Below are 24273 nucleotides of genomic sequence, written 5' to 3' on the forward strand. Positions count from 1 at the left end.
CGCTCTCCAAGGACGGGGAGGCGGAGTACTGGGCCACGAACCATCTGGGGATGAGCGAAGAGAAGCGGGCGGAGTTAGAGCGGCAAGGATGGGGGATCGAAGTGTACCATCGGGGGCTCAAGCAGTGCTGTGGGGGGGAGCGGGCCCAGGTGAGGAAGGCGGTCTCCATCCTGCGGCACCTCCTCCTGGCTTTGCGGGCCTTCCTCCGGCTGGAGGTCTACCGGCTGCGCAGGGGGGTGAGCTGGTACGAGGCCAAGGCGTCCATTGTTCGCGAGGCAATACGAAGTTATCTCGCCCATCCCCTCCACATCCTTCAGCCAACTGCGTAAGTCCTAACCAGATGAAAATGGCTTTTTCCCATCCCCAGGAAAAGCCGTGTATCCTAATGGGCATGGAGTGGAGTGGCGCGGTGCTGGCCGGAGGGCAGTCGCGGCGCTTTGGTCAGGACAAGGCCCGCTACTGCTACCGGGGCCGCCCTCTGCTGCAGTGGGTTCTGGAGGGCCTGGAGCAGGCTTCCGAGCGCTTCGTGGTGGCCAACCAAGCCTACCCTGTAGCCGTGCCCATCTACCCCGACCTGCGCCCCGGCGGCGATACCCTCTCGGGCTTACACACCGCCCTAGCCCGTGCCCGCTGCGAATGGGTGGCCGTGGCCGCTTGCGACCAGCCCTTCTTGCAACAGGACTACTGGTGCTACATCCTAAAGCGAATCCTACCGGAAGCCCAGGCCGTAATAGCCGCCTCGGAGGGCTTCCTCGAGCCCTTGGGAGGGCTATACCACAAGTCCCTCGAGGCCGAGGTAGCCTGGCGCCTCGAGGCTGGCCAGCTGGGACTGCAAGCCCTGCTGCGAAGCGTCCCCCACGTGACGGTGCCTAAAGACGAGCTGGAGGCGCGCTTTGGCCCCCAGCTTTTCCTCAACGCCAACCGCCCCCAAGACCTACCCTAACCCTGGATGACCCGCCGGGTGGGGTAGGGAATGGGGATGCCCTCGGCATCCAGCCGCAGCTTAATGCGGCGGCGAAACTCCCGCCCGATGGCCCACTGCTCCTTGGGCTTGGCATTCAAGAGCACCCGGATGACTATCCCTGAGTCGGCGAGCTGCTGCACCCCCAGCACCTCGGGGGGGTTCTCGGTGAATTTGTCGTGCCAATCAGGGTCTTGGTAGAAGGCCTGCACCTCCTCGCGCACCACCTCTAAGGCCCGATCCACCGGAGCCTCGTAGGCAATGGACACATCCACCACCGCCCGGGCCCAGTCACGGCTCATCACCGTGACCTGCTGGATGGTGGAGTTGGGGATGAAGTGCACCCGGCCCTCGAGGTCGCGCAAAACGGTGACGCGCAGGTTGAAGCGCTCCACCCCCCCGGAAAGCTGGCCCACAGTAATCACGTCGCCCACCCCATACTGGTCTTCCAGGAGGATGAAAAAGCCGTTGATCACGTCGCGGATCAGGTTTTGCGCAGCCAGCGAGATGCCTAGCCCTACTACCCCTGCCCCGGCCAGCAGGGCGGTGACGTTGAGGCCCAAATTGGAAAGCACCAGCAGCACCCCTAAAGCCACAATCAGCACCCGCAACACCGACTCCAGCACGCTCTTCAGGGTTTGGGCCCGCACCTGTTCGCGGGTGAACTCCTGCGAGGTGCCCGCTGGCAGGCGTTGCAACAGCCGGGGTACCAAGCGGTAGAAAAACACCGTAGCCCCCAGGATGAGCAGCACGGCCAGGCCCCGCTCCCCCAGCCAGCCATACAGCCGCTGGCCCCAGGGGTAGAAGGGCTCGAGGGGCATCTGCCAGACAAACACCCCCAGCGAAAACACCCCTAGGCCAATCAGGCCCCACCAAAGCCAGCCGGCCAGGCGCCAGTAGCGGTCGTCGCGGGCCTCGGGGGTAAGCCGACCCAGCCAGCCCAAGAGGGCGGCCCCCGCCCGCCCCAGCCAGAAACCCAAGAGGAGCAGGCCCAGGCTGGTTAGAAGCTGAAGGGAAAGGCTCGAGGTCTCCATAATGCCCCCTACTCTGCCAAGCGGGCCATCCCTGCGCGTACCCGTTCCACCAAGCCTGCCTCCACCGCGCTTTTGGCCTTACGCAGGGCACTATACACCGCCCGGGCATCCGCCGAGCCGTGCCCGATAAAGACCGGCCCCTCTACCCCCAGTAGGGGCATCGCCCCATACTCCGCAGGATCCACCCGCGCCCGCAAACCCTGCAAGGCACCCCGCACCAGCAAGGCCCCCAGCCGGGTCAGCCAAGAGCCATGGGTTAGGGCTTCGCGCACCCACTGGAGAAGGGTGCGGGCCTCCCCCTCGGCCAGCTTGAGCACCACGTTGCCGGTGTAGCCATCGGTAATCACAATATCGGTGGTGCCGCGGAAGATATCCCGCCCTTCCACGTTGCCGTAAAAGCGAATCCCGGGAGCGTTTTTCAGCAAAGGGAAGGTCTGCAGGGTTAGCTCGTTGCCCTTCTCCTCCTCCTCCCCAATGGAGAGCAGCCCCACGCTGGGGTGCTCGAGGCCCTGAGCTTGGGCATAGGCGGTGGCCATTACCGCAAACTGCACCAACCAGTGCGGCTTACAGTCCACGTTAGCCCCGCCGTCGGCCAGGTAGGTGCGGCCCTTCTCGCTAGGCAGCTCGATGAGCAAGGTAGGCCGATCTACCCCCTGGATGCGCCCCAGATGAAATAGGGCCGCGGCCAGAGTAGCCCCGGTATGGCCCATGGATACCGCTGCCGAGGCCTGCCCCTGCTTGACCAACTCCATACACACGTTGATGGAGGCTCGGCGCTTCTTGCGCACATCGGTAGCATGATCCTGCATGGTGATGTACTCGGGGGCTTCCACAATGGGTAGCCAGCCCCCTTGGGCCGTTAGCTCCGGCTTTAGCAGGTCGGTAGGGCCCACCAGCACTACGGGAATCCCTTGCCTATGGGCTTGTAAAGCGCCTTCTACCGTAACCTTGGGGGCTCGGTCGCCCCCCATGGCGTCTAGGGCAATAGGTTTCATGCGGGGGTATTGTATCCCTACTCCTTTGGAGGCGCACAACTTCCCCGTCGGATGAGCCGACCCGGAAAGCGTTTGCGCACCACTTTGTCCAGGGTGCGGTTTTCTATCGCATCCAGCACAATTTCCACCGCAGCTTTGCCCATCTCCTCAACGGGTTGTTCGATCACGTCGAGGGGTGGGGTTACCAGACTGGTCCAGGAGTAGTTGTCGAAAGTAAGCAGCGAGACATCCGTGGGGATGCGCAAACCCAGTTCCCGCAAGGCGCGAAAGGCTCCGGCGGCTTCGCTTCCGGTAAGGGAAAACAGGGCTGTGGGTGGCTCGGGCAGGCGCATAAGATCCAGCGTCAGGTGATAAGCCGCCACCTCACTGCGTTCTATGACCCGCTGGTAGCGAGGGTCGGGGCTTAGCCCCACCGCCTGCATAGCTTCAGGGAAGACCTGAGAGCGCTCATCGGGGGTGAGCACAGGGTCGTAATCGCCCAAGGTGGCTATGCGGCGGTGGCCCAAGCTATAGAGGTACGAAACCCCAGCAAAAACGCACTGTCGGCCATCCAGCATGACGTAGCTAAAGGGACTTTGGGGATGGCGGTGGTCGATCTCCAGGATATAGGTACCCCGCTTGTGCATGCGCTCGAGGTACTCGAGGTTGGGCTTACCGAAGGCCGAGCGCAAAATCAGACCGCTGACTCGCTGGCCGCTGAAGGTTTTGAGGTTTTGCAGCTCGAGGCTCGAGTCATACTCGTTGTCGGCAATCATCAGAGCATAACCACGGGTACGAGCAGCAATAGAAACACTACGAATAAGGGCCGCGAAAAAAGGCTCGATGATGTTACCCACCATCAGCCCTAGGGTGCGGGTACGGCCTCGGCGCAAGCTCCCGGCCACCTGATCCGGCTCATATCCCAGTTCCTCGATGGCTTTGCGTACCCGGGCCAGGGTTTCTGGAGCCAGCCGGTGGGGCTCGTGGATGGCCCTTTTGGCAGTGGTGGGGGCCACCCCCGCTTTTTTAGCAACGTCGAGGATATTGGCCACGTGACTATTGTAACAAGAAGGGACTTGACAAGGCCAGGGGGGTACCCGTAGATTTATGGACACGAGACCATAAAGCTGTACGCCACCACAACAGGTTCGTGAGTCGATTCGGTTGTTAGGGCGATATATGGTCACGTGACCATTACCTTGGGGAGCGTATTTCACCATGAAACCTCTAGCGATTGGACTAGACTACGGCACGGAGTCGGCCCGGGCCTTGCTGCTCGAACTGGAAACGGGCCGGGAACTCGAGGTCGCCGTGGCCCCCTACCCCCATGGGGTGCTCAGCCGTTGTCTGCCCTCGGGAAAACCCCTACCCCCAGCATGGGCGCTACACCACCCTGCCGACTACCTCGAGGTTACCCAAATCTTGTTGACCCAGATGGCCCAAGCCGCACGGAAACATACCGGCGAGGTAGTAGCCCTGGGGTTAGATACCACCGCTTCTAGCCCCTTGCCCACCGATGGGGAAGGCACCCCTCTGGCCCTGAAGGAAGCTTTTCGCGAAGAACCGCACGCCTACCTAAAGCTCTGGAAGCACCACGCTGCAGAGCCCTATGCCCAAGCCATCAACCAGGCCCAGCCTGGCTTTCTACGCATGTACGGGGGAAAAACCAGCGCGGAATGGTCGCTAGCTAAGGCCTGGGAGGTGCTGGAACAAGCCCCATCAGTCTGGGAAGCCACCAGCCGCTGGATTGAGGTTGGAGACTGGCTGGTCTGGCAGCTTACCGGCAATGAGGTTCGCTCAGCCTGCCAAGCTGGCTACAAGGCCCACAGGCAGCCTGAAGGCTATCCTTCACCCGAGGCACTCCGAGCCCTTTGCCCGGGCCTCGAGGGTTGGCTAAACCGCCTGGCTCCTCCCCGGCCAGTAGGCTATCAGGCCGGGGGGCTTACTTCTCGGTGGGCCCAGGCCTGCGGCCTAAGACCCGGCTTACCGGTGAGTACCGCGGTTATCGATGCCCATGCCGCTCTGCCGGGTGTAGGGGTGGTGGAGCCCGGAGCGATGGTGGCTATCCTGGGTACCTCGAGCTGCCACCTGACCCTGAGCTCTCAGGCCGTACCCGTGGCCGGGGTAGCCGGGGTGGTACCTGACGGTATATGGCCTGGCTTTTTCGGTTACGAGTGTGGTCAGCCCGCCAGTGGCGACATGCTGGCTTGGTGGGTGCGCACCTTAGCCTGGGCTAGCAGCAGCGACGAGGCTCCCCTTTTTACACGCTTAAACCACGCCCTGAAGCAGCAAGCAGGACCCTCCGGACTGGTGGTGCTGGACTGGTGGAACGGCTGCCGCACACCCCTGATGAACGCCCGCCTCAAAGGGATGGTCAAGGGTCTCGACCTGGCCACCGACCCTCCCCGTCTTTACCAGGCCCTGGTGGAGGCCAGCGCCATGGGCACCCGGCTGGTGCGGGAGACCCTGGAAAAGGCTACCGGCCCCCTGCCCCGGGTAGTGCTTACCGGGGGGCTGAGCCGAGTAGAGGCTATTGTGCAGCTCTACGCCGACGTGCTGGGCTCGGTCGTAGAGGTAGCCACCACGCCCCAGGCCTCGGCCCGGGGAGCCGCCCTGTACGGTGCACGGGCTGCCAACTTCGAGCTGCCTCCAGCCCCAGCCCTACGCATTTTTGAACCTCGAGGCTGGCCCTATGAAGCTTCCTACGCTGAATACCTCGAGCTGGTCGACTATTTCGGTCGTTCGCAAGAAGGAGGTGATCATCCTACACAAAACGCTTCGGCACCTCGGCCCTAAGCACTTCCCTAAGGAGGTACCTATGCGCTTCAAAACCTTGCTGATAGGAAGCACCTTGCTGGCCTCGCTGGCCCTGGCCCAAACCACCATTACCATTGCCACCGTTAACAACCCCGACATGATCACCATGCAAAAGCTGACCCCGGAGTTCGAAAAAGCCAATCCGGGCATTAAGGTCAACTGGGTGATCCTGCCGGAAAACGAGCTGCGGCAAAAGGTAACCACCGACATCGCCACCAACGCAGGCTCCTACGACATTCTGACCATCGGCACCTACGAAACGCCCATGTGGGGTAAGAACGGCTGGCTGGTAGAGTTGACCGACCTGCCGGAATCCTACGATCTCAACGATGTCTTGAAGTCGGTGCGCGATGCTCTTTCCTACCAGGGGAAACTCTTTGCCCTGCCCTTCTACGCGGAAAGTTCTATCTTCTACTACCGCAAGGACATCTTCGAGCAACGCCGAATAACGGTGCCGAACCAACCAAGTTGGGATCAGGTACTGAACTGGGCCCGTACCCTGCACAACCCCCGCCAAGGGTTTTATGGCATCTGCCTGCGGGGCCTGCCCGGCTGGGGTGAGAACATGGCTTTCATCGGCACCCTGGTTAACACCTACGGAGGGCGCTGGTTCGACGAGAACTGGCGGCCCCAGTTCACCAGCCCAGAGTGGAAACAGGCCATCCAGCGCTATGTAGAGCTGGTCACGCGCTATGGCCCTCCGGGGGTGACGGGCAACGGCTTCACCGAGAACCTAACCCTGATGTCTGAAGGCAAGTGTGCTATGTGGATCGACGCCACGGTGGCCGCCGGTTTCTTGGAAAACCCCCGCACCTCCAAGGTGGCTGGCAAAATTGGCTATGCCCGGCCTCCGGTGGCCGTTACCCCTCGAGGCTCCCACTGGCTGTGGGCCTGGGCCCTGGCCATTCCCAAGTCCAGCAAAAAGATTGACGCAGCCAAAACCTTCATAGCCTGGGCCACCTCCAAGGAGTACATCGCCTTGGTAGGGCGCACCCAAGGCTGGGTCTCAGCACCTCCAGGCACCCGCCGCTCCACTTACGAAAACCCCAACTACCTGCAAGCAGCTCCTTTCGCCCGCACAGTGCTTAACCTGATCAGCCAAGCCAATCCTAACCAGCCTACCCTCAAGCCTGTGCCTTATACGGGAATCCAGTACGTCTCCATCCCTGAGTTCCAGGCCATTGGAACCCGTGTGGGCCAGGAGATTGCTGGGATCGTAGCGGGCCGGGCGAGTGTGGATGCTGGGCTAGCTCGAGCCCAGGCCGCAGTAGAGCGGATCATGCGCGATGCGGGATACCTCCGCTAGGTAGCGCAAAGGGGCCGGGGTGTCCCCCGGCCCCCTCTCGAAGGCTTTACCATGGTGCAAATACATGCTCTAAATCAAGGTCGCCGCAGCACTCTTCGTCCCAACACCTTCTGGCTTCTGGCACCAGCTATAACCGTGCTGGTGTTGTGGACTCAGATTCCCTTTGCCCTAACCATTTATTTTTCTCTACGCCGCTTCAACCTGCTCAACCCCGAACGCCAAGGCTTTGTCGGTCTGACGAACTTCGCCTCTTTGCTGAGCGACCCAGTCTTTTGGACAGCCATCCTCAACACTTTGGTGCTGGTGGGCTCGGTACTGCTGATAACGGTGGTGCTGGGCCTCCTGCTGGCAGTGCTCTTTTACCAGGACTTTCCTGGCCGCTCTCTAGCCCGCACCCTGATCATCTCGCCCTTCTTCGTGATGCCGGTGGTCTCGGCACTCATCTGGAAGAACATGCTGATGCATCCGGTGCATGGCATCTTCGCCTGGATTGCTCAAAGCCTAGGGCAAGAACCCATCGACTGGCTGGCCGCCTACCCCATGCAGTCCATCGTGATCATGGTGGCCTGGCAGTGGACCCCTTTTGCCCTACTGCTCATCCTGACCGGGTTACAGTCGCTTTCCAAGGAGCAGCTCGAGGCTGCCAAGATTGATGGCGCCAACCCATGGCAGGAGTTCCGCTACATCATCGTGCCTCACCTGGCCCAGACTCTCTCGGTAGTGGTGATGCTGGAAACCATCTTTCTGCTGACCATCTTTGCCGAAATCTACGCTTCCACCTCAGGCGGGCCGGGTCTAGCTACCACTACCCTGCCCTACCTGATCTACCTCAAGGCTTTCGGTGAGTATCGCATCGGCGCTGCAGCAGCAGGGGCCGTTTTCGCGGTCATTCTGGCCAACATCGTAGCTATCTTTGTGCTACGTATGATTGGGCGTAACCTGCAAGGAGGGCGCACATGACCAGCCAGCGCCTGCGTTGGGAACTCAGCCTGCTGGCTTACCTGGCTGCCGGCATAATGTTCTTCCCCATCTTCTGGCTGTTTCTAACCGGCTTCAAAAGCGAGGGTGAAGCCATTGCCATTCCCCCACGGCTTTTCTTCACCCCAACCCTGGAAAGCATCCAAGAAGCTCTGACCCGCAGCGACTATGGCCTCCATGTCATCAACTCCTTGATCTCGGCACTGGGTTCCACCTTCCTAGCTTTGCTGCTGGCTGTACCGGCGGCCTATGCCATGGCCTTCTACCCCACCCGCCGAACTCAGGGCACCTTATTGTGGATTATCAGCACCAAGATGATGCCCCCTGTAGGGGTGGTGATCCCGGTGTATCTGATCTTCCGCGACCTACGCTGGTTGGATAACATCTGGGCTTTGGCCCTGATGTACGCGGTGATGAATCTGCCGGTGGTCATCTGGACGCTTTATGCCTACTTCCGGGAGGTGCCCCACGAGATTATGGAAGCTGCACGAGTGGACGGTGCCAGTACCCGGCAAGAACTCTTGCAGGTCTTGCTCCCGGTCTCGCTGCCAGCCATCGCCTCCGCTGCCTTGCTCAGCATCATTCTGGCCTGGAACGAGGCTTTCTGGAGCCTTAACCTGACCTCAGCCCAGGCCTCGCCTCTCTCGGTCTATGTGGCCTCCTTCAAAACAGCGGAGGGCTTGTTCTGGGCGAAAATGTCGGCAGCATCGATGATCGCCGTACTACCAGTGATGGTGATGGGCTGGCTGGCCCAGCGCCAGTTGGTGCGAGGGCTGACCTTTGGGGCCATTAAGTGACAAGGATACCCATGCGCGCTGCTCTGATTACCCAACCCCGAAACCTCGAGGTTCGCGAACTCCCTACCCCCCACCCGGGCCCCCTGGAAGTGCGGGTTCGGGTAGGGGCCACCGGGGTTTGCGGTACCGACCTACACCTTTTTGAGGGTCACTTCCACGCCCGGCTACCTTTGGTACCTGGCCACGAAATCGCAGGAATCATCGACGAGGTAGGGCCGGGCGTACGGGGCCTCGAGGAAGGCCAGCTGGTGGCCCTCGACCCGGTAATTGCCTGTGGCCAGTGCTGGGCCTGCCGCCGGGGCCAGCGTCAGCACTGCCTGGCCTTCCAGGCCCTGGGGGTTACCCAGGCCGGCGGTTTTGCTCAATATGTGATTGCCCCTGCCAGCAATGTCTATCCCGTGCAGGGCCTTAGCATGGAAGAAGCTGCCTTTGCCGAGCCTTTAGGCTGTGTGGCCTGGGGGCTTTTGCGCCTGCGCCCCGAACCCGGCAGCCAGGCCCTGCTCTTCGGGGCCGGGCCCATTGGCCTTCTATTGATGCAAGCCCTGCTGATCAGTGGGGCTAGCCGGGTGGTGGTGGTGGACCCGGTGGCCGAACGGCTGGCGTTGGCCCAGCAGCTTGGAGCTCAGGCTACCGTACAAAGCGGCCCCGAGCTGGAAGGTCATCTGCGCGATCTGGCGCCCCACGGCTTCGACATTGTGGCCGAGGCCACCGGTGTACCCAGCGTGGTAGCCCAGATGCCCCACTACGCCGCAGTGGGAGGAAAGCTACTGATCTTTGGGGTGGCCCCTGAGGAGGCCCGCGTATCCTTCAGCCCCTACGACATCTTCCAGCGCGACCTCTCGATTATCGGCAGCTTTTCTCTGAACGGCACCCTACCCCTGGCCCTGGAATGGCTGCAAAGCCGACGCATACAGGTACAACCCCTGATCAGCCACCGCCTGCCCCTCGAGGAACTAGCGCAGGCCCTGGCCTACAAAGAGCAACCGGGCATGGCCCGATCCCTCAAGGTGCTGATTACCCCGGAGTAGGTTATGGTGTTAGACAAGTTTAAACTGAACGGCCAAACCGCAGTGGTGACTGGTGGTGCCCGAGGAATTGGTCTGGCCATCGCCACTGCCCTGGCCGAAGCTGGGGCCCGGGTGGTCATTGCTGACCTTGACCCCCAGGGCCAAAAAAGCGCCGAGCATCTCCAAGCCCAGGGGCTCCAGGCTGAATACCACTCCCTAGACGTGACCCACTCGAGCCAGGTCGAAGCCCTAGCCCAGACCTTAGGCCCGGTGGATATCCTGGTCAACAATGCCGGAATTTGCCGCAATACTCCAGCTTTGGAAACCCCCGACGAGGAATGGTTGCAGGTCTTCAACGTTAACGTGCACGGAGTATTTTGGTGCAGTCGGGCTTTTGGCCGGGGCATGGCGGCCCGCCAACAGGGTAGTATCATCAACATCGCTTCGATGTCGGGGCGAATTGTGAACCGGCCCCAACCCCAGGCCGCCTACAACGCCTCTAAGGCGGCAGTAGTTCACCTGACCCGCTCTCTAGCAGCCGAATGGGCCCCCTTTGGGGTGCGGGTCAACGCCATCTCACCCGGCTACATCGGCACCAAGATGACCAAGCGAGGCTTACAAACCCCGGAGTGGCGGCAGGACTGGCTGGGTCTGACCCCCTTGGGCCGGCTGGGCGAACCGGAAGAAGTGGCAGCCTGTGCGCTTTTTCTGGCCTCGGAGGCCAGCAGCTACCTCACGGGGAGCGAGCTGGTGGTGGACGGGGGCTACACCATTTGGTAGGAGGCGCGATGCAAACGGTGATACCTGAGCCCCACCAGGTGATTTGGGCTGATGCCGTTGAACCCATCCCCGGCCCTGGAGAGGTTCTGCTCCGCCCCCTGGCCGTAGGCATCTGCGGCTCCGACCTCCACGTCCTCGAGGGGCAGCACCCCTTTGTGCGCTATCCGGTCTACCCCGGTCACGAGGTGGCCGCCGAGGTGGTGGCCCTGGGGCCAGGCGTGGAGGCGGAATGGCTGGGTGCTCGGGTGGCCCTCGAGCCTTCCCTCACCTGTGGGTGCTGCAACGCCTGCCGCAGCGGCCGGTATAACATCTGCGAAAACCTAAAGGTGATGGGCTTCCAGGCCGCGGGGGCCATGGCCGAACGATTCGTGAGCCCAGTGCGCAACCTGCACCGCCTACCCCCAGGACTAAGCCCGGAGGCCGGAGCCCTAGTCGAACCGCTAGCGGTAGCGGTTCATGCAGTAACTCTAACCTCGGTAGCCGGCCGCCGGGTGGCAGTACTGGGGGCAGGCCCTATCGGCCTTCTGGTGGCTCAGGTAGCCCAGGTGTACGGAGCCACCGAAGTGAGCTTGATAGAGCCATCCCCCACCCGTCGGGCCCGGGCAGAGGCTTTGGGACTGGCCGCCCAGCCCCAGGCAGCCGATCGCTATGAGGTGCTCTTCGAGTGCGTGGGGCATGAGAGAGCCCTCGAGGCTGCCATTAAGAGCGCCTGCAAGGGCGCCCAAATCGTAGTGGTAGGGGTATATGGCCAGCCCACCTGCATCAGCGCTGGCCTCATCCAGGACTGGGAGCTGGGCCTTAAGGGCAGTCTAATGTATACCTATCACGACTACTGCGAAGCCCTACGCCTTCTGGCCCAGCAAAAGGTAGATGTGACCTCGCTCGTTACCCATCGCTTTGCCCTTGAACAGGTTGCAGAGGCTTTCAAAACCGCCCAGCAGCGCGATCAAGCTCTAAAGGTACTCCTGCTGGGCTGACCTTCCCTTTGGACAGATTGTCCATTGCGGCCCAGGGGGCTTTGCGCCTACCATGAAGCCAAGCCAAGGAGGCAGGTATGCTCAAAGAACCCCAGGTAACCCTCAAACGCATCGCCCACTGGATTGGAGGCCAGCCGGTCGAGGGCCGCTCCGGACGCAGCGGGGTGGTTTGGAACCCTGCCACCGGAAAGCAGCAGGCCACAGTGGACTTCGCCTCGGTAGAAGAGGTGGATAACGCCGTGGCGGTGGCTAAGGAAGCCTTTAAGGGCTGGCGGCAGGTGCCCCTCTCCCGCCGGGCCGAGATCATGTTCAAATTCCGCGAGCTGCTCGATCAGAACCGCCGCAAGCTGGCCGAGCTAATCGTCTTAGAGCATGGCAAGACCCTGGCCGACGCCCTGGGCGAGGTGGCCCGTGGCCTAGAAAACGTGGAGTTTGCCACCGGCATTCCCCACCTCCTAAAGGGGAGCTACTCCGAGCAGGCCAGCCGCGGGGTGGATGTCTACCAGATTCGCCAGCCCTTGGGCGTGGTGGCCGGTATCACCCCCTTCAACTTCCCGGCCATGGTGCCCATGTGGATGTTTGCCAACGCCATCGCCTGTGGCAACACCTTTGTGCTGAAGCCCTCGGAAAAAGACCCCTCCCCTAGCCTGTTCCTGGCTGAGCTATTGCAGCAGGCGGGCCTACCCGATGGGGTGTTCAACGTGGTGCAGGGCGACAAAGTCGCGGTAGACCGGCTGCTCGAGCACCCCGATATCAAGGCGGTAAGCTTTGTGGGTAGCACCCCTATCGCCAAATACATCTACGAGACCGGCAGCAAAAACGGTAAGCGGGTGCAGGCCTTGGGTGGGGCCAAGAACCATATGATCGTGCTACCCGACGCCGACATCGAGATGGCTGCTGATGCCGCTGTGAGTGCAGCTTATGGCTCAGCCGGCGAGCGCTGCATGGCCATTTCCCAGGTAGTGGTCGTGGGCGATGCCACCGCCGAAGCCCTTATCGAGGCCATCCAGCAGCGCCTGCCCAGAATCAAGGTAGGGCCGGGGCTGGAGGAAGGCGTGGAGATGGGCCCCCTGATCACCCGCGAGCACCGCGATCGGGTGGCCTCCTACATCGAAAATGCCCCCAAGGAAGGGGCTACAGTGGTGGTGGACGGGCGACAAGACCCCATCAGCCAGCGCGAAGGCTTCTTCCTAGCGCCCAGCTTGCTAGACCATGTCAAACCCGGCATGCGGTGCTACAACGACGAGATTTTCGGGCCGGTGCTGGGCGTGACCCGGGTCAAAACCTACGAGGAAGCGGTGCGCCTGGTCAACGAGCACCCCTACGGCAACGGCACCGCCATCTTCACCCGCGATGGCGGTGCAGCCCGGCAGTTCCAGTTCGAGGTGGAAGCCGGCATGGTGGGCATCAACGTGCCTATACCGGTGCCGGTGGCCTACTACAGCTTTGGCGGCTGGAAGGCCAGTTTGTTCGGCGACTTGCACATGTACGGCCCGGAAGGGGTGCAGTTTTACACCCGGGCCAAGGTGGTCACCAGCCGCTGGCCCGACCCCAGTACCAGCAAGGTGGATTTAGGCTTTCCTCAGGTGCGCTGAGCGACCTATCCCCTGAACACCCGCTTCACCTTTTCCCAAAAGCCCTCCGGGGCTACCTCCTCCCCCATCTCCTGGGCGTACTGGCGCAGTAGGTCTCGAGCCCGGGGAGGAAGATTCTGGGGAACCTCGAGGCGGGTCACCACCTGGAGCTTGCCCCGGCGTGGGCTGCCCGGGAGGGGCAGCCCCTGGTTCTCCAGCTCGAATACCTCACCCTCGCGGGTACCAGGGGGGATGCTGAGCTCGAGATCCCCCTCCAGACCCGGAACCGTAACCTTGGCCCCCAGGGCAGCCTGGGCCAGGCCCAGCCTGAGTTCGTAGATCAGGTTGGCCCCATCCCGCTGCAGATGGGGATGAGGGCGGATGCGGGGCCGCACAAAGAGGTCACCTGCCCCCCCCGGCCCCAGATTGCCCATCCCCGAGACCCGCAACAACTGGTTTTCGTCTATCCCCGCGGGGAGGTGTACCCGAAGGTGCTCCTGCCGCCGTACCCGGCCCTGGCCCTTGCAGGTTGGGCAGGTTTCGGCCAGGGTGTAGCCCCGGCCCCGGCAGACCCCACAGGAGGCCTGGGCCACCATGTTGCCGAAAAAGGTGCGTTGAATCTGCTCCACCACCCCCCGCCCGCCGCAAGCCCGGCAGGTCTGGCGTCGCCCCCCCTGCCCCTGACAGTCTGCGCAGGGCACCAAGCGCTCATACACCAGCTCCTTCTCGGCGCCGTGTAGCACCTCGACCAGCTCCATCTCCACTGTGGCTTCCAGGTCCTCCCCCCGGGGGGCTCGCCCGGCCCCACTCCCAGGGGAGCGAAAGCCAAACACCTGTTCAAACAGGTCGAAAATATCGCCAAAATTGCTACCTCCCGCACCCCCCCCTGGCGTAGCGGTGCCGTAACGGTCGTAGTGGGCCCGCTTCTCGGGGTCGGAAAGCACGGCATAGGCTTCATTGATCTGCTTGAATTTCTCCTCGGCGGCCTTGTCCCCAGGGTTTTTGTCGGGGTGGTAGCGCAGGGCCAGTTTGCGGTAGGCCCGCTTGATCTCCTCGGCGCTGGCGTTTCGGTCTACACCCAGGATGGCGTAGTAGTCGTTCATCGAAGTTTAGTCTAGCAGGCTTAGGTATTTTTCAGGTGTGATAGAACACCAGGACGCTTTGCGAAACCTACGGATCGGCCCGCTTTGACAAAGCGTATATACCCCTGTATATTCAGGGCAGATGCGGCTCTCTGCTCGAGCTACCCAGTAACGGCGCTCTTCTTCGGAAGAGGCCGTGCGGGTTTCCCAGCAGGGAGCCTTTTTTGTTTGGAGGAATCCCCATGGTGCTCCTAACCCCTGGCCCTACCCCTCTCCACCCTCGAGTGCAAAAAGCCCTGGGCAAAGAGATGCGGGGCCACCTCGATCCCGAGGTACTGGCCACCAACCGACGCATCCGCGCCCATCTAAACCGCCTGTTTGACCCCGGCGAGGGGGCTTTGCTGGCCGCACTGCCGGGCTCGGGTAGCCTGGGCATGGAGGCGGGCCTGCACAACCTGGCCGACGAGGGCGACGCGGTCTTGCTCTTGGTCAGCGGCACCTTTGGCGAGCGCATGGTGGAGATTGCCCACGCCTACCGCTTCAACTACAAGGTGCTGCGTTCCGAGCCGGGGCAGCCCATTGACCCTCAGGCAGTAGCCGAGGAGTTGAACCACCGCCCCTATAAACTGGTCGCTCTGGTACATGGCGAAACCAGCACCGGGGTGCTCAACCCGGTAGAAGAGATTGCCGCTTTGGTACAGGCCCACGGAGCCCTGTTCATGCTGGATGCGGTAACCACCGCGGGCATGATGCCCCTCTCGATGCAGAAACTGGGCATCGACTATGCCTTCACCGGCAGCCAAAAATGCCTTTCTGCTCCCCCCGGGCTGGCCCCCTTTGCCCTTTCCCAGCGCGGGCGGGAGTGCTTAGGACAGGTGCGCGGCTGGTACTCCGACCTCTCGCGGGTGGCGGTGTACTGGGAGCAGGAGGGCTACTTCTGCACCTCACCGGTCTTGCTGCACTACGCTTTAGAGGAAGCCCTCGAGCTGGCCCTGGAAGAAGGCCTGGAAAAGCGGCAAAAACGGGCCGAGAGCCTTTACGCCGCAGTACTCTCGCTTTTAGAGGAGCTGGGCTTTAGGCCCTATGCCGCTGCGGGTGCGCGCCTACCCACAGTGCTGGTGGTTCGCCCACCCCAAGGCTGGCACGAGGCCGAGATTCGTAAGGGCCTCTACGCCCGGGGGGTCTCGGTAGCTGGGGGCATCGGCCCGACCGCAGGCCAGGTGCTGCGCTTGGGCCTGATGGGAGAAAGCGCACGGGTCGAGCACTACCGGGCTTTCTTCAAAGCTTTGGGCGAGGTACTGGGCAAGGGTGGCCTAGAACAGGCCTTCGAGGAGCGGGTCGGGTTGGTGGCATTTTAGGGTTGGGTTAGGTAGAAGTGCTCGAGCTCGGCCTCGAGCTGCCTCAGGGCCTGCTTTAGGCTGCCCCCTTGCAGGGGCATAACCCCATAGGCCTGGATGGGTAGGCCCTGCCGGATACGGCGGAAGACCACCTGGGCCCCCTCGGGGCTGCTCCCCTGCAACACCACCAGAAAGCGATCCGGTGCCAAGGCAAAGACCATATCGGAGGGGCGCAAAAAGGGCAGTAGCTCGCTTCCCGATAGGTCGGTGGGGGCATGGAGCAATAAAAGGGTGATGGGACGTGCTCTGGAAAGAACCTCGAGGCTAGGGGCCAGGCCTTCTAGCATAGCCCGGGGCAGCACCCCGGTCTTTGAGGGGCCCAGCGGTAGGCCCGGCACTTCCTGCCAAAAAAGCAAGCCCAGCAGCAGTGCTCCCGTCCCCATAAGACCCGCCAGCGAGGCCACCACCGCCACGTCCTCGGGCACCTGGGCCAGGTCGCGACTAGCCGCTACGGCCACCATGCAACCCAAAAGACCCAACCCCAACACCCAGAAAAAGCGCACCCGGGGGCCTAAAGGGGCTCTGGCATACAGGCTGGCTGCCGCAGCCAAGAGCAAAGCCGCCAGCAAAAACACCACACCGGGATAGAGGCTCTCCTTTCGCGGGAAGAGCCATAGTGGCAGCAGGCCCAAAAGGACAAACCCCCAGGGCAACAAGGACAACCCCATAATCCCTAGCATAAAAGCTAAGGGCCTGGGTCGGTAGGTAGCCCCCACAGTCGTTTCGGGGGCGAAAGTACCGATAGCCCGTGGTCAGGGCCTCCTCCTGCTGGTAGAGTTATGCTGTGAACATAGTGCCGCTGGCTGAACGCATACGCCCCAAAACGTTGGACGAGGTCGTAGGACAGGAGCATCTGACCGGGCCAGGAAAACCCTTGCGGCGGATGCTCGAGGCCCGCCGCCTGTCCTCCTTTATCCTGTGGGGGCCCCCAGGCAGCGGCAAGACCATCCTGGCCCGCCTGCTGGCTCAGGGGGTGGGCCAGGCAATGGTGGCCCTCTCTGCCGTCAGTGCCGGGGTCAAGGAAATCAAGGAAGCCGTGGCCGGGGCCCAAACCCAAAGTGGCCTGGTGCTTTTCCTAGACGAGATTCACCGCTTCAACAAGTCGCAGCAGGACGCACTGTTGCCCCACCTAGAGTCGGGTCTCCTGACCCTGATTGGGGCCACCACCGAGAACCCCAGCTTCGAGATCAACCCTGCGTTGCGCTCCCGAGCCCGGGTGTACATACTCAAACCGCTGGACGAAGAGGCCATCCGCAAGGTGCTGGAGCGGGCCCTAGCCCACCCCGAGGGGTTGAAAGCCCAGGCCGACCCCGAGGCCCTAAACCTTTTGGCCCAAGCTGCCTTGGGCGATGCACGCCGGGCCTTGTTGGCCCTCGAGCTAGCCACCAGCCTGGGCGAGGGTCAGGTTACCCTAGCCACAGCCAAGGAAGCCTTGGGGCACAGCATTCTGGCCTTCGATAAGGAAGGCGAGCACTTCTACGACCTGGTCTCTGCCCTGCACAAATCGGTGCGTGGCAACCACGTCGATGCCGCGCTTTACTACTTCGCCCGTCTGGTGGAGGGCGGGGCCGACCCTTTGTACCTGGCCCGCCGCCTGACCCGCATGGCCGTGGAGGACGTGGGCCTGGCCGACCCAGGCGCCTTACGTTTAGCCATAGCGGCCAAGGCAGCCTACGAACTTCTGGGCAGCCCCGAGGGCGAGCTGGCCCTGGCTGAGCTGGTCATTTACCTGGCCCTAGCCCCCAAGTCCAACAGCAGCTATGTAGCCTGGAAAAATGCCCAGAACGCGGCCCGTCAGTACCCCGATGCCCCCATTCCGCTGCACATCCGCAACGCCCCCACCGCTCTGTTGCAGCAGCTTGGCTACGGGCGGGGCTACGCCTACTACCATGACGACCCCGAGGGCAGCTTCGCCCAGCCCTATCTGCCCGAAATACTCGAGGGTCTGACCCTCTACGAAGCCACCGGGGAAGGCTGGGAACAGCGGGTGCGCCAGCGGCTACAAGCCCTACGCGAGCACTTCGCCTCGAAAGCCAAAAATCCACGTAACGCTTAGAGACCCTGGGTTCGTTCATTCGTCACAGGGGTTGCGTAACGTCTTGCGTAACATACCCTTACATGGCGGGAGCTATCCCGCCGCCGCAACCTTGGAGGAACACATGGCCAAACTTCTAGCCGTAGACGACTCACTAGCCGATTTAAAGCTGATCGAACAAACCCTTGCGCCTTACCACCAGGTGGTGCTCTACCAGGGCAGCGAAAACGTAGAACAGCGCATCGAGGCGGAAAAACCCGACCTGGTGCTTTTGGACGTGGTCATGCCAGGTCGCAACGGCTACGAGGTGTTGCGCTCGCTACGGCGCAACGAGGCCACCAAGCACATCCCGGTGCTGGTCATCAGCTCCAAAGGGGAGCCTACCGACATTGAGTGGGGTAAGCGCCAGGGGGCCAACGGCTACCTTACCAAGCCCTACACCCCCGAGGCCTTACGCCAAGCGGTGCAGGAGCTGCTCTAGCCGACGGTGGCCTGGGGGTGCAGCATGCCCAACACAACCGTAGGCAGAATCTGGGTGCTGCGCCTGGGCAGTGCCTTGCTCGGGGTGGAGCCCAAAGCCTTTAAGGAGGTATTGGAGGTGAACCAGCCCACCCCCGTTCCGCTGGCCCCCCCGCTGCTGCTGGGGCTTTTGAGCAACCAAGGCCAGATTGTGCCCCTGGTTGACCTCAGCCAGGTTCTACAGATGACCCCAGCAAGTTCGGGGTTGGCGGCGTTGCTCGAGGTCGAAGGGCAGCCCCTGGCCTTTCCGATCGACGAGGTGGTGGGGCTGCACACCCCGCTGGGGGCCAGGGTTCTCCCCAGCACCCACCCCCTGTTCAGCGCCGTCCTCGAGGATGGCCGCCAGCCCATCCAGGTCCTCGAGGTGGGGCGCTTACTGGCCCATCTCTCCGCCCAGATGTCCCCCGCCCTGTCTGCCCCTACACCTGGCCTTACAGGGTCACAAGCCTAAAGGAGCAAATCCTATGGAACAAAACCATCTCCCCATGAGCCACGACCCCCTGCTGGTGGGGTTATCCTTCTTGATTGCCATCTTTGCGGCCTACGCCGCCCTGACCATTATCAACCGCCTGCGCTATACCCGCGCGGGCAAGGGTTGGCTGTGGGTGGGAGCCACCACCTTCGGCCTGGGGGTGTGGGCCATGCACTTTACCGCCATGACCGCGCTCAAGCTCGACCGGGTGGTGACCTACGACCCTCTCCTCACCCTCCTCTCGGTCTTCTTCGCCATCGCAGGTGCGGCCATGGCCTTTCAAATGGTCAGCAAGCCCCAGGTGGGCCGGGCCCAGCTCCTGGGCGCGGGCTTTTTCCTGGGAGCTGGCATTGGCACCATGCACTATACCGGCATGTTCGCTATGCGCTTAGACGCTCAGATGGAATTTAACCTGGCGCTGGTGGCCCTCTCGGTGCTGGTGGCGGTGGTGCTGGGCACCCTGGGGCTCTGGACCCTGACCAGCCCGGTCTTCCGCCCCCTTCCCTTCCGCCATCTTTTCACTGCTACCCTTACCGGACTGGCCATCCCCTTCATGCACTACACCGCCATGCTGGCGGTTCGGTTTACCGATAGCGACAGCGAGCAAATCCACAGCATGGTGGCCAGCGGCCAGCTGCTTTCGCTCAACCTCTTCCTGCTCTTGGCCGTGGCGGTGGTGGGGCTACCCATGTTCCTGACTTCCTTGCTCGAGACCCCCGACGATAGCTTGCAGGAGGTTCAGGTATGATTGGCCGGGTACCTGCCCGCCCCCAGCGCCGGCCTATCCCCGCCGCCCCCACCCAGGTGCTTCGGGCGGGGGGGGTGCTGGGCTCGCTGAAGATTTGGCAGAAGCTGCTGCTCATTAGCTTGGCCTTCCTCCTGCCGATTGCCTTGCTTATCGTCACGCTGTACAACAACCAGCAGGCTCGTCTGAGCACCGTTTGGCGCGAAGCCGACGGGGTGCAGTATATCCGCAGCACATACGACATCATGTTGCAAGTTGGGCAGCACCGCCGTGCAGTGGAGCGCTTCCTTTTGCGCCAGGGCAGCCGCGACAGTGTTCAGCAACGGGCCCTTGAGGTTGATTCAGCTGTATCGGCCCTCGAGGCCCTCGATCAGCAGCTAAAGGGGCGGATGGGCGTCGGTCAAGAAATCGCCAGCCTGAAGCAGAGCTGGGAACGGCTTAAGACCCAGGCCCTAAGCCTGGATCCTATCAACAGCTTTGAGGAGCATACCGCCCTGCTGGCAGACCTTCAGCGGCTGATCGTGCTGGTAGCCAACAACTCGCAGTTGGCGCTGGACCCCGAGCTAGACAGCAACTATCTGATGCAGTCGGCGGTGTTCCGAATTCCCGCCTTGCTGCAAGACCTAGAGCGGCTAGATAACCTGGGTCAGAATATCCTCAACAAGCGCATGGCCAACGCCTACGAACGCTCCGAGGTCAACGCCTTGGCCGTTCGACTGGGTAGCGGTGCCGCCGAACTCAAACAGCAGTTCGAGTACGCCAGTCAGAAAAACCCCTCGCTGGCCACTGTTCTGGGTGAACCTTTGAACCAGACCGAAGGCTTGGTACGCGAAGCCTACGTGTTGGCCATTAACGAGATCGTGGCCCCCCCACGCCTGAGCCTGGCGGTGGCAGACTACGAAGCTGCTTTTACCCAAGCCTTTGAGGCCCTTGGTCGCTACAGCGCATCCCTACTGGCTGAGCTTGAAGATCTGTTGGAAGAGCGGATGTACTACCTCCAGCGAAATCAGCTCATCACCTTCGCCCTCATCGCCCTGGCCTTAGTACTCACCTTCGGCCTGGTCGGGTCGGTGACCCGTTCCATCGTGGGGCCGGTGAACCAGTTGTTTCTCGCTTCCAACCGCCTGCGCAAGGGTGAGCTGGGGGTACAGGTACCGGTACAGTCGGCTGACGAGCTGGGCTCGCTGGCCCGCACCTTCAACGAGACCAGCGTGCAGCTCAAGGCTAAGGCCGAGGCCGACGCCGAGCAGCTTCGCCAAAGCCAGCTCTTGCAGGAAAACATCGCCGCCTTCCTCAACGTGGCCATGGAAATCGCGCAGGGCGATCTGACCCGGCGTGGACGGGTCACCGAGGACGTGCTGGGCAACGTGGTGGACGCGGTAAACCTCACCGTAGAGGAGATTGCCTACCTGCTCAAAGAAGTGCAAAAAGCCGCCGAGATGGTCAACCAAGGGGCCTTGCAGATGGCCCAGGTCTCGGAGAACGTACTGCAAAAGGCCGAGTCGCAGGCTGAGCTCTCGGCCCGGGCCCGCATCGAGGCCCTGGACGCCAGCGAAGCGGTTCGCACTATGGCTACCCAGATCGCCCAGGAAAGCGAACTGGTGGCCCAGGCCCGCGAAGCTGCGCAAGAGGGCCAGGCCGTAGTGGAAAACACCTTGGCCGGCTTGAAGAATATCCGCCGCGAGGTGCAGAGCATCTCCAAGAGCATCAAGGGCCTTACCGATCGCTCCTTAGAGATTTCCGAGGTGGTGGACACCATCTCTCGCATCGCCAAGCAAACCAACCTGCTGGCGCTGAACGCAGCCATCGAGGCTGCCGGGGCGGGTGAGGCCGGGGCTCGTTTCGCGGTGGTGGCCGACCAGGTACGCAAGCTGGCCGAGGACTCGGCCCGGGCAGCCCAACGGGTAGCCCTGCTGGTCAAGGGCATCCAGAGCGAGATTCAGGGCGTGGTGATCTCGGTCGAAGGCGGCACGCGCGAGGTAGAACAAGGCTACCAGATCGCTACCGAGGCTGGGCGTCGCCTCGAGGAAATTGCCCGTCTGGCCCAGCAGTCCGCCGAGGCAGCTCGCTACGCGGCTCAGGCCGCTCAGGAGCAGGTGAGCCGGGTAGAAGCGGTTACCGAGGTGGTGCAGGAAATCTACGATACCGCCCTGCAAACCGACCAGGAAAGCCGCAAAGGCCGCCAAGCGGCTGAAGCCTTGCAGGGGCTGGCCCAGCAACTCAGCCAGAGCCTGACCCGCTTCCGTCTGCCCCAGTAGCCAAGGAGTGCCGCTATGCGCAAAGCCCTCCCCCTCCCCTTCGCCCCTCGAGGCCGGCCTGCCGCCCCTCCCCCAGCCAGGGCCTCGAGCCTGCGCACCCGCCTTTTGCTGGGGAACCTTCTGCTGGTGCTGGTACCCATCCTACTAGTAGGCCTGGCGGTAGGAGCCCTCTCCCTACAAAGCCTGCGCCAGAGCCTGCTCCAAGCCCAGCAGGAAAAACTGGTGGTCATCCGCGACGCCACCAAGCGGCAGATCCAGGAAAACCTCCAGCGCACCCTATTCAGCAGCGCGGTCGCTGCGCGCAACCCCAGCCTGGTAGCCGCCTTGCAAGCCCTTTCCCAAGGCTGGGCCCAGCTTCCCCAGGATGGTCAGCGGGGCCAGCCCCCTAGCCCGGCTTTCCTGACCGAGCAGCGTAGCGCCATACGCAGCTACTACCAAGACCAGTGGCTACAGACCTACCTGAACCTGAACGCAGGGCAAAGCCTCGATCTAACCCCTTATCTGGCCTCGCTGGATAGCCGCAGCCTGCTGCTGCAAGCCGCCCTGCTGAACAACCAACCCAGCCTGCTTCAGGGTAGCGCCTATGGGGAGGCCTACACCCGCTACCACCCCCTGCTGCAGGAGCTATTGCAGAGCCTCGAGCTCAACAACCTGTACCTGGTGGATGCCCAGGGGGTGGTGGTCTACAGCAACCGCATTGACCTAGGGCGCTCCTTGCTCAAAGCCCCATTGGAGAACTCCCCCATGGCCCGGGTCTTCCGCGAGGCCCGCCAAAACCTGGATCGCCGGGCCGTCCTGAGCGACCTTAGCTTCTACACCCCGGCCTTCGACGAACTGCTTTTGTTCTCGGCAGCCCCCGTCTATCAGGGCCAGAAGCTTTTGGGGGTGGTCGTCCTCGAGGCCCCGGTAGGCCGGTTAGACAACATCCTGACCAACAACGCCAACTACGAGGAGCTGGGCCTGGGTCAGCGAGGAGATGTATACCTCCTCAACCTTAACAACGGCCTGATGCTTTCCAACCAACGGGGCTTTCTGCGGGAGACCGATACCTATCTAGAAAGCCTGCGTCAAGCCGGCCTGCCCCAGCCCCTGCTCGAGCGCATGCTGAGCAAGGGCAGTGTGGCCGGTCTGCTCAAGGCCGACCCCGAGGTGGTGCAGCGGGCCAACTTGGGCGCTGGCGCGGGGCAGGTGCAAGACCTGCTGATAGCCTATGAACAGGTGAGAATCGCCGACCTCCCCTGGGCTTTGGCCGCCCAGATTCCCCTGAAAGAGGCCCTGGCCCCCCTAGGCCCACTGCAACAGCGCTTCTTGCTGGTGTTAGGTGCGGTGCTGCTCTTGGTGGTGGGGCTGGCCTTGTTGGCCACCCAAGGCTTCGTAAACGCCATCACCCGCCCCATCCAAGCCATCGCTAAGGTGGTGGAAGCCTTCGGCCAGGGCAACCTCTCCCAACGGGTCAACCTGCAAAGCAATGACGAGATCGGCCAACTAGGGCAGGCGTTCAACCAGGCTATGGCCCAGCTCGAGGTCTTCTTCGCCCAGCAGGCCGAGGAGCAGCGCCGCAGCCAGCAGCTCCAGCAAAACGTGAGCGCCTTTTTGCAAATCGCCACCGAAATTGCCCAAGGCGACCTGACCAAGCGGGGCCAGGTCACCGAGGACGTCCTGGGGAACGTGGTGGACGCGGTGAACCTGACCATCGAGGAGCTGGCCCAGCTGCTCAAAGAGGTGCAAAAGGCCGCGCAAATGGTCAACCATAGCGCAATCCAGCTGGACCAGCTCACGGCCTCCATTGCCTCTGGGGCGGTTGCCCAGGCCCAGGAAGTCGGCCAGGTGCAAGCCCAGACCCAGCAGGTCACGCAAAACATTCGCCAGATGGCCCAAAGCGCTAACCAGACAGCCCAGGCCGCCTTGAAGACCCTCGAGTCGGCCCAGCTAGGCCGTCAGGCGGTCGCCCAGGTACTCTCTGGGATGCAAAGCATCCGCCAGGAGATGCAGGACATTGCCCAGAACATTGCCGCTCTCTCGCAACGTTCGGCGGAAATCGAAGAGATCGCCAAAGTGCTGGAGGAGTTCGCCTCCCAGACCAACCTGCTGGCTCTCAACGCCTCCTTCGAGGCTGCCGGGGCCGGAGCAGCAGGCCGCCGCTTTGCCATTGTGGCCGATGAGATTCGCAAGCTGGCCGAGGAGTCGGCCCGGGAAACCAGCCGGGTGGGTAGCCTAATCCAGCAGGTGCAACAGGAGATCGCCCAGGTGGTGGGCCTGGTCCAAGAAGGGGTACGCGAGGTCGAAACCGGCTATGGCGTGGCCCAGACCGCCGGGAGCCGGCTGGAAGAAATCGCCAGGCTGGCCGAAGCCTCGGCGGGTCTGGCCCAGGCCATCTCCAGCCTGGCCCAAGGCCAGGTGGCCCTGGTGGAGCGGGTAGAGGAAGCCGTACAGAACATCGCCCAGACCGCGCAGCAAACCGGGCAGGAAAGCCAGGAAGGCCGCCGCTCCGCTGAGGCCATGCGCCTTCTGGCCGAGCAGCTCTCCCGTGGCCTGGCCCGCTTCCGCCTGCCCAACTAGG

Annotated in this window: 21 protein-coding genes and 1 pseudogene; 17 read left to right on the forward strand and 5 right to left on the reverse strand. The window is 62.5% G+C overall.

Annotated elements, in window-relative coordinates:
• Positions 1–329: pseudogene (locus G552_RS0103685) on the forward strand (IS701 family transposase); the annotation flags it as partial.
• 62 nt (positions 330–391) lie between these two features.
• Positions 392–943: a molybdenum cofactor guanylyltransferase gene (gene mobA / locus G552_RS0103690; RefSeq protein ID WP_027881794.1), complete on the forward strand. Its 552-nt coding sequence runs from the start codon at positions 392–394 to the stop codon at positions 941–943.
• Here mobA and G552_RS0103695 read toward each other — a convergent pair.
• From G552_RS0103695 to G552_RS0103705, 3 genes are read right to left on the reverse strand one after another with little or no spacing between them, the layout of a single operon-like run.
• Complete coding sequence (locus tag G552_RS0103695; RefSeq protein ID WP_027881795.1) at positions 940–1995, reverse strand: mechanosensitive ion channel family protein; 1056 nt, start codon at positions 1993–1995, stop codon at positions 940–942. The two genes, mobA and G552_RS0103695, sit on opposite strands and share 4 nt — an antisense overlap.
• A gap of 8 nt (positions 1996–2003) precedes the next feature.
• Positions 2004–2990, reverse strand: a complete 987-nt coding sequence (plsX, locus tag G552_RS0103700; RefSeq protein WP_027881796.1) for a phosphate acyltransferase PlsX — start codon at positions 2988–2990, stop codon at positions 2004–2006.
• A gap of 17 nt (positions 2991–3007) precedes the next feature.
• Positions 3008–4021 (reverse strand): LacI family DNA-binding transcriptional regulator, encoded by a 1014-nt coding sequence (locus tag G552_RS0103705; protein WP_027881797.1) that lies wholly within the window; start codon positions 4019–4021, stop codon positions 3008–3010.
• Positions 4022–4187: 166 nt separating this feature from the next.
• On the opposite strand from G552_RS0103705, the gene G552_RS14715 reads away from it, so the two are divergent.
• From G552_RS14715 to G552_RS0103745, 8 genes are all read left to right on the forward strand, one after another.
• Positions 4188–5765 carry a ribulokinase gene (locus G552_RS14715; protein WP_036270212.1) on the forward strand — a complete coding sequence of 526 codons (1578 nt, stop codon included), beginning with the start codon at positions 4188–4190 and terminating at the stop codon, positions 5763–5765.
• A 22-nt stretch (positions 5766–5787) separates the two neighbouring features.
• Positions 5788–7092: an ABC transporter substrate-binding protein gene (locus G552_RS0103715; protein WP_027881798.1), complete on the forward strand. Its 1305-nt coding sequence runs from the start codon at positions 5788–5790 to the stop codon at positions 7090–7092.
• Between the two features lie 141 nt (positions 7093–7233).
• Positions 7234–8052 carry a carbohydrate ABC transporter permease gene (locus tag G552_RS0103720; protein ID WP_245575101.1) on the forward strand — a complete coding sequence of 273 codons (819 nt, stop codon included), beginning with the start codon at positions 7234–7236 and terminating at the stop codon, positions 8050–8052.
• Positions 8049–8867, forward strand: a complete 819-nt coding sequence (locus tag G552_RS0103725) for a carbohydrate ABC transporter permease (RefSeq protein ID WP_027881800.1) — start codon at positions 8049–8051, stop codon at positions 8865–8867. The genes G552_RS0103720 and G552_RS0103725 overlap by 4 nt, the downstream gene beginning before the upstream one ends.
• Positions 8868–8878: 11 nt before the next feature.
• Complete coding sequence (locus G552_RS0103730) at positions 8879–9895, forward strand: zinc-dependent alcohol dehydrogenase family protein (RefSeq protein ID WP_027881801.1); 1017 nt, start codon at positions 8879–8881, stop codon at positions 9893–9895.
• Between the two features lie 3 nt (positions 9896–9898).
• Positions 9899–10654 carry an SDR family NAD(P)-dependent oxidoreductase gene (locus G552_RS0103735; protein WP_027881802.1) on the forward strand — a complete coding sequence of 252 codons (756 nt, stop codon included), beginning with the start codon at positions 9899–9901 and terminating at the stop codon, positions 10652–10654.
• A gap of 8 nt (positions 10655–10662) precedes the next feature.
• Positions 10663–11631: a zinc-dependent alcohol dehydrogenase gene (locus G552_RS0103740; protein ID WP_027881803.1), complete on the forward strand. Its 969-nt coding sequence runs from the start codon at positions 10663–10665 to the stop codon at positions 11629–11631.
• A 77-nt stretch (positions 11632–11708) separates the two neighbouring features.
• Positions 11709–13226, forward strand: a complete 1518-nt coding sequence (locus tag G552_RS0103745; RefSeq protein ID WP_027881804.1) for a CoA-acylating methylmalonate-semialdehyde dehydrogenase — start codon at positions 11709–11711, stop codon at positions 13224–13226.
• Positions 13227–13231: 5 nt separating this feature from the next.
• Here G552_RS0103745 and dnaJ read toward each other — a convergent pair whose 3' ends face one another.
• Positions 13232–14308 carry a molecular chaperone DnaJ gene (gene dnaJ, locus G552_RS0103750; RefSeq protein WP_027881805.1) on the reverse strand — a complete coding sequence of 359 codons (1077 nt, stop codon included), beginning with the start codon at positions 14306–14308 and terminating at the stop codon, positions 13232–13234.
• A 221-nt stretch (positions 14309–14529) separates the two neighbouring features.
• Between dnaJ and G552_RS0103755 the strand changes: the two genes are divergently transcribed.
• A complete protein-coding gene (locus G552_RS0103755; RefSeq protein ID WP_027881806.1) occupies positions 14530–15645 on the forward strand; it encodes an aminotransferase class V-fold PLP-dependent enzyme in 1116 nt (371 codons plus the stop codon).
• Here the strand turns inward: G552_RS0103755 and G552_RS0103760 are convergent.
• On the reverse strand, positions 15642–16352 hold the full coding sequence (locus G552_RS0103760) for a nucleotidyl cyclase domain-containing protein (RefSeq protein ID WP_245575102.1): 711 nt from the start codon (positions 16350–16352) through the stop codon (positions 15642–15644). The genes G552_RS0103755 and G552_RS0103760 overlap by 4 nt on opposite strands.
• Positions 16353–16474: 122 nt before the next feature.
• Here G552_RS0103760 and G552_RS0103765 point away from each other — a divergent pair, with 122 nt between their 5' ends.
• From G552_RS0103765 to G552_RS15805, 6 genes are all read left to right on the forward strand, one after another.
• A complete protein-coding gene (locus G552_RS0103765) occupies positions 16475–17740 on the forward strand; it encodes a replication-associated recombination protein A (protein ID WP_027881808.1) in 1266 nt (421 codons plus the stop codon).
• 103 nt (positions 17741–17843) lie between these two features.
• Complete coding sequence (locus tag G552_RS0103770) at positions 17844–18200, forward strand: response regulator (RefSeq protein ID WP_027881809.1); 357 nt, start codon at positions 17844–17846, stop codon at positions 18198–18200.
• A gap of 24 nt (positions 18201–18224) precedes the next feature.
• On the forward strand, positions 18225–18689 hold the full coding sequence (locus tag G552_RS0103775; protein WP_027881810.1) for a chemotaxis protein CheW: 465 nt from the start codon (positions 18225–18227) through the stop codon (positions 18687–18689).
• A 13-nt stretch (positions 18690–18702) separates the two neighbouring features.
• On the forward strand, positions 18703–19458 hold the full coding sequence (locus tag G552_RS0103780) for an MHYT domain-containing protein (protein ID WP_027881811.1): 756 nt from the start codon (positions 18703–18705) through the stop codon (positions 19456–19458).
• Positions 19455–21713 (forward strand): methyl-accepting chemotaxis protein, encoded by a 2259-nt coding sequence (locus tag G552_RS0103785; protein WP_027881812.1) that lies wholly within the window; start codon positions 19455–19457, stop codon positions 21711–21713. Before G552_RS0103780 ends, G552_RS0103785 begins: the two co-directional genes overlap by 4 nt.
• Before the next feature lie 15 nt (positions 21714–21728).
• Positions 21729–24272, forward strand: a complete 2544-nt coding sequence (locus tag G552_RS15805) for a methyl-accepting chemotaxis protein (protein ID WP_051195668.1) — start codon at positions 21729–21731, stop codon at positions 24270–24272.
• Position 24273: the final 1 nt, after the last annotated feature.

The organism is Meiothermus rufus DSM 22234, assembly GCF_000423425.1.
In the GTDB taxonomy this organism is placed as follows: Bacteria; Deinococcota; Deinococci; order Deinococcales; family Thermaceae; genus Meiothermus; species Meiothermus rufus.

Bases quoted from the DNA above. Each gene is read 5' to 3' on its own strand.
- dnaJ (WP_027881805.1), bottom strand. From the start codon at position 14,308: ATGAACGACTACTACGCCATCCTGGGTGTAGACCGAAACGCCAGCGCC.
- mobA (WP_027881794.1), top strand. From the start codon at position 392: ATGGAGTGGAGTGGCGCGGTGCTGGCCGGAGGGCAGTCGCGGCGCTTT.
- plsX (WP_027881796.1), bottom strand. From the start codon at position 2,990: ATGAAACCTATTGCCCTAGACGCCATGGGGGGCGACCGAGCCCCCAAG.
- G552_RS0103760 (WP_245575102.1), bottom strand. From the start codon at position 16,352: ATGGGGTTGTCCTTGTTGCCCTGGGGGTTTGTCCTTTTGGGCCTGCTG.
- G552_RS15805 (WP_051195668.1), top strand. From the start codon at position 21,729: ATGCGCAAAGCCCTCCCCCTCCCCTTCGCCCCTCGAGGCCGGCCTGCC.
- G552_RS0103730 (WP_027881801.1), top strand. From the start codon at position 8,879: ATGCGCGCTGCTCTGATTACCCAACCCCGAAACCTCGAGGTTCGCGAA.
- G552_RS0103755 (WP_027881806.1), top strand. From the start codon at position 14,530: ATGGTGCTCCTAACCCCTGGCCCTACCCCTCTCCACCCTCGAGTGCAA.
- G552_RS14715 (WP_036270212.1), top strand. From the start codon at position 4,188: ATGAAACCTCTAGCGATTGGACTAGACTACGGCACGGAGTCGGCCCGG.
- G552_RS0103725 (WP_027881800.1), top strand. From the start codon at position 8,049: ATGACCAGCCAGCGCCTGCGTTGGGAACTCAGCCTGCTGGCTTACCTG.
- G552_RS0103785 (WP_027881812.1), top strand. From the start codon at position 19,455: ATGATTGGCCGGGTACCTGCCCGCCCCCAGCGCCGGCCTATCCCCGCC.
- G552_RS0103775 (WP_027881810.1), top strand. From the start codon at position 18,225: ATGCCCAACACAACCGTAGGCAGAATCTGGGTGCTGCGCCTGGGCAGT.
- G552_RS0103715 (WP_027881798.1), top strand. From the start codon at position 5,788: ATGCGCTTCAAAACCTTGCTGATAGGAAGCACCTTGCTGGCCTCGCTG.
- G552_RS0103735 (WP_027881802.1), top strand. From the start codon at position 9,899: ATGGTGTTAGACAAGTTTAAACTGAACGGCCAAACCGCAGTGGTGACT.
- G552_RS0103745 (WP_027881804.1), top strand. From the start codon at position 11,709: ATGCTCAAAGAACCCCAGGTAACCCTCAAACGCATCGCCCACTGGATT.
- G552_RS0103780 (WP_027881811.1), top strand. From the start codon at position 18,703: ATGGAACAAAACCATCTCCCCATGAGCCACGACCCCCTGCTGGTGGGG.
- G552_RS0103770 (WP_027881809.1), top strand. From the start codon at position 17,844: ATGGCCAAACTTCTAGCCGTAGACGACTCACTAGCCGATTTAAAGCTG.
- G552_RS0103740 (WP_027881803.1), top strand. From the start codon at position 10,663: ATGCAAACGGTGATACCTGAGCCCCACCAGGTGATTTGGGCTGATGCC.
- G552_RS0103695 (WP_027881795.1), bottom strand. From the start codon at position 1,995: ATGGAGACCTCGAGCCTTTCCCTTCAGCTTCTAACCAGCCTGGGCCTG.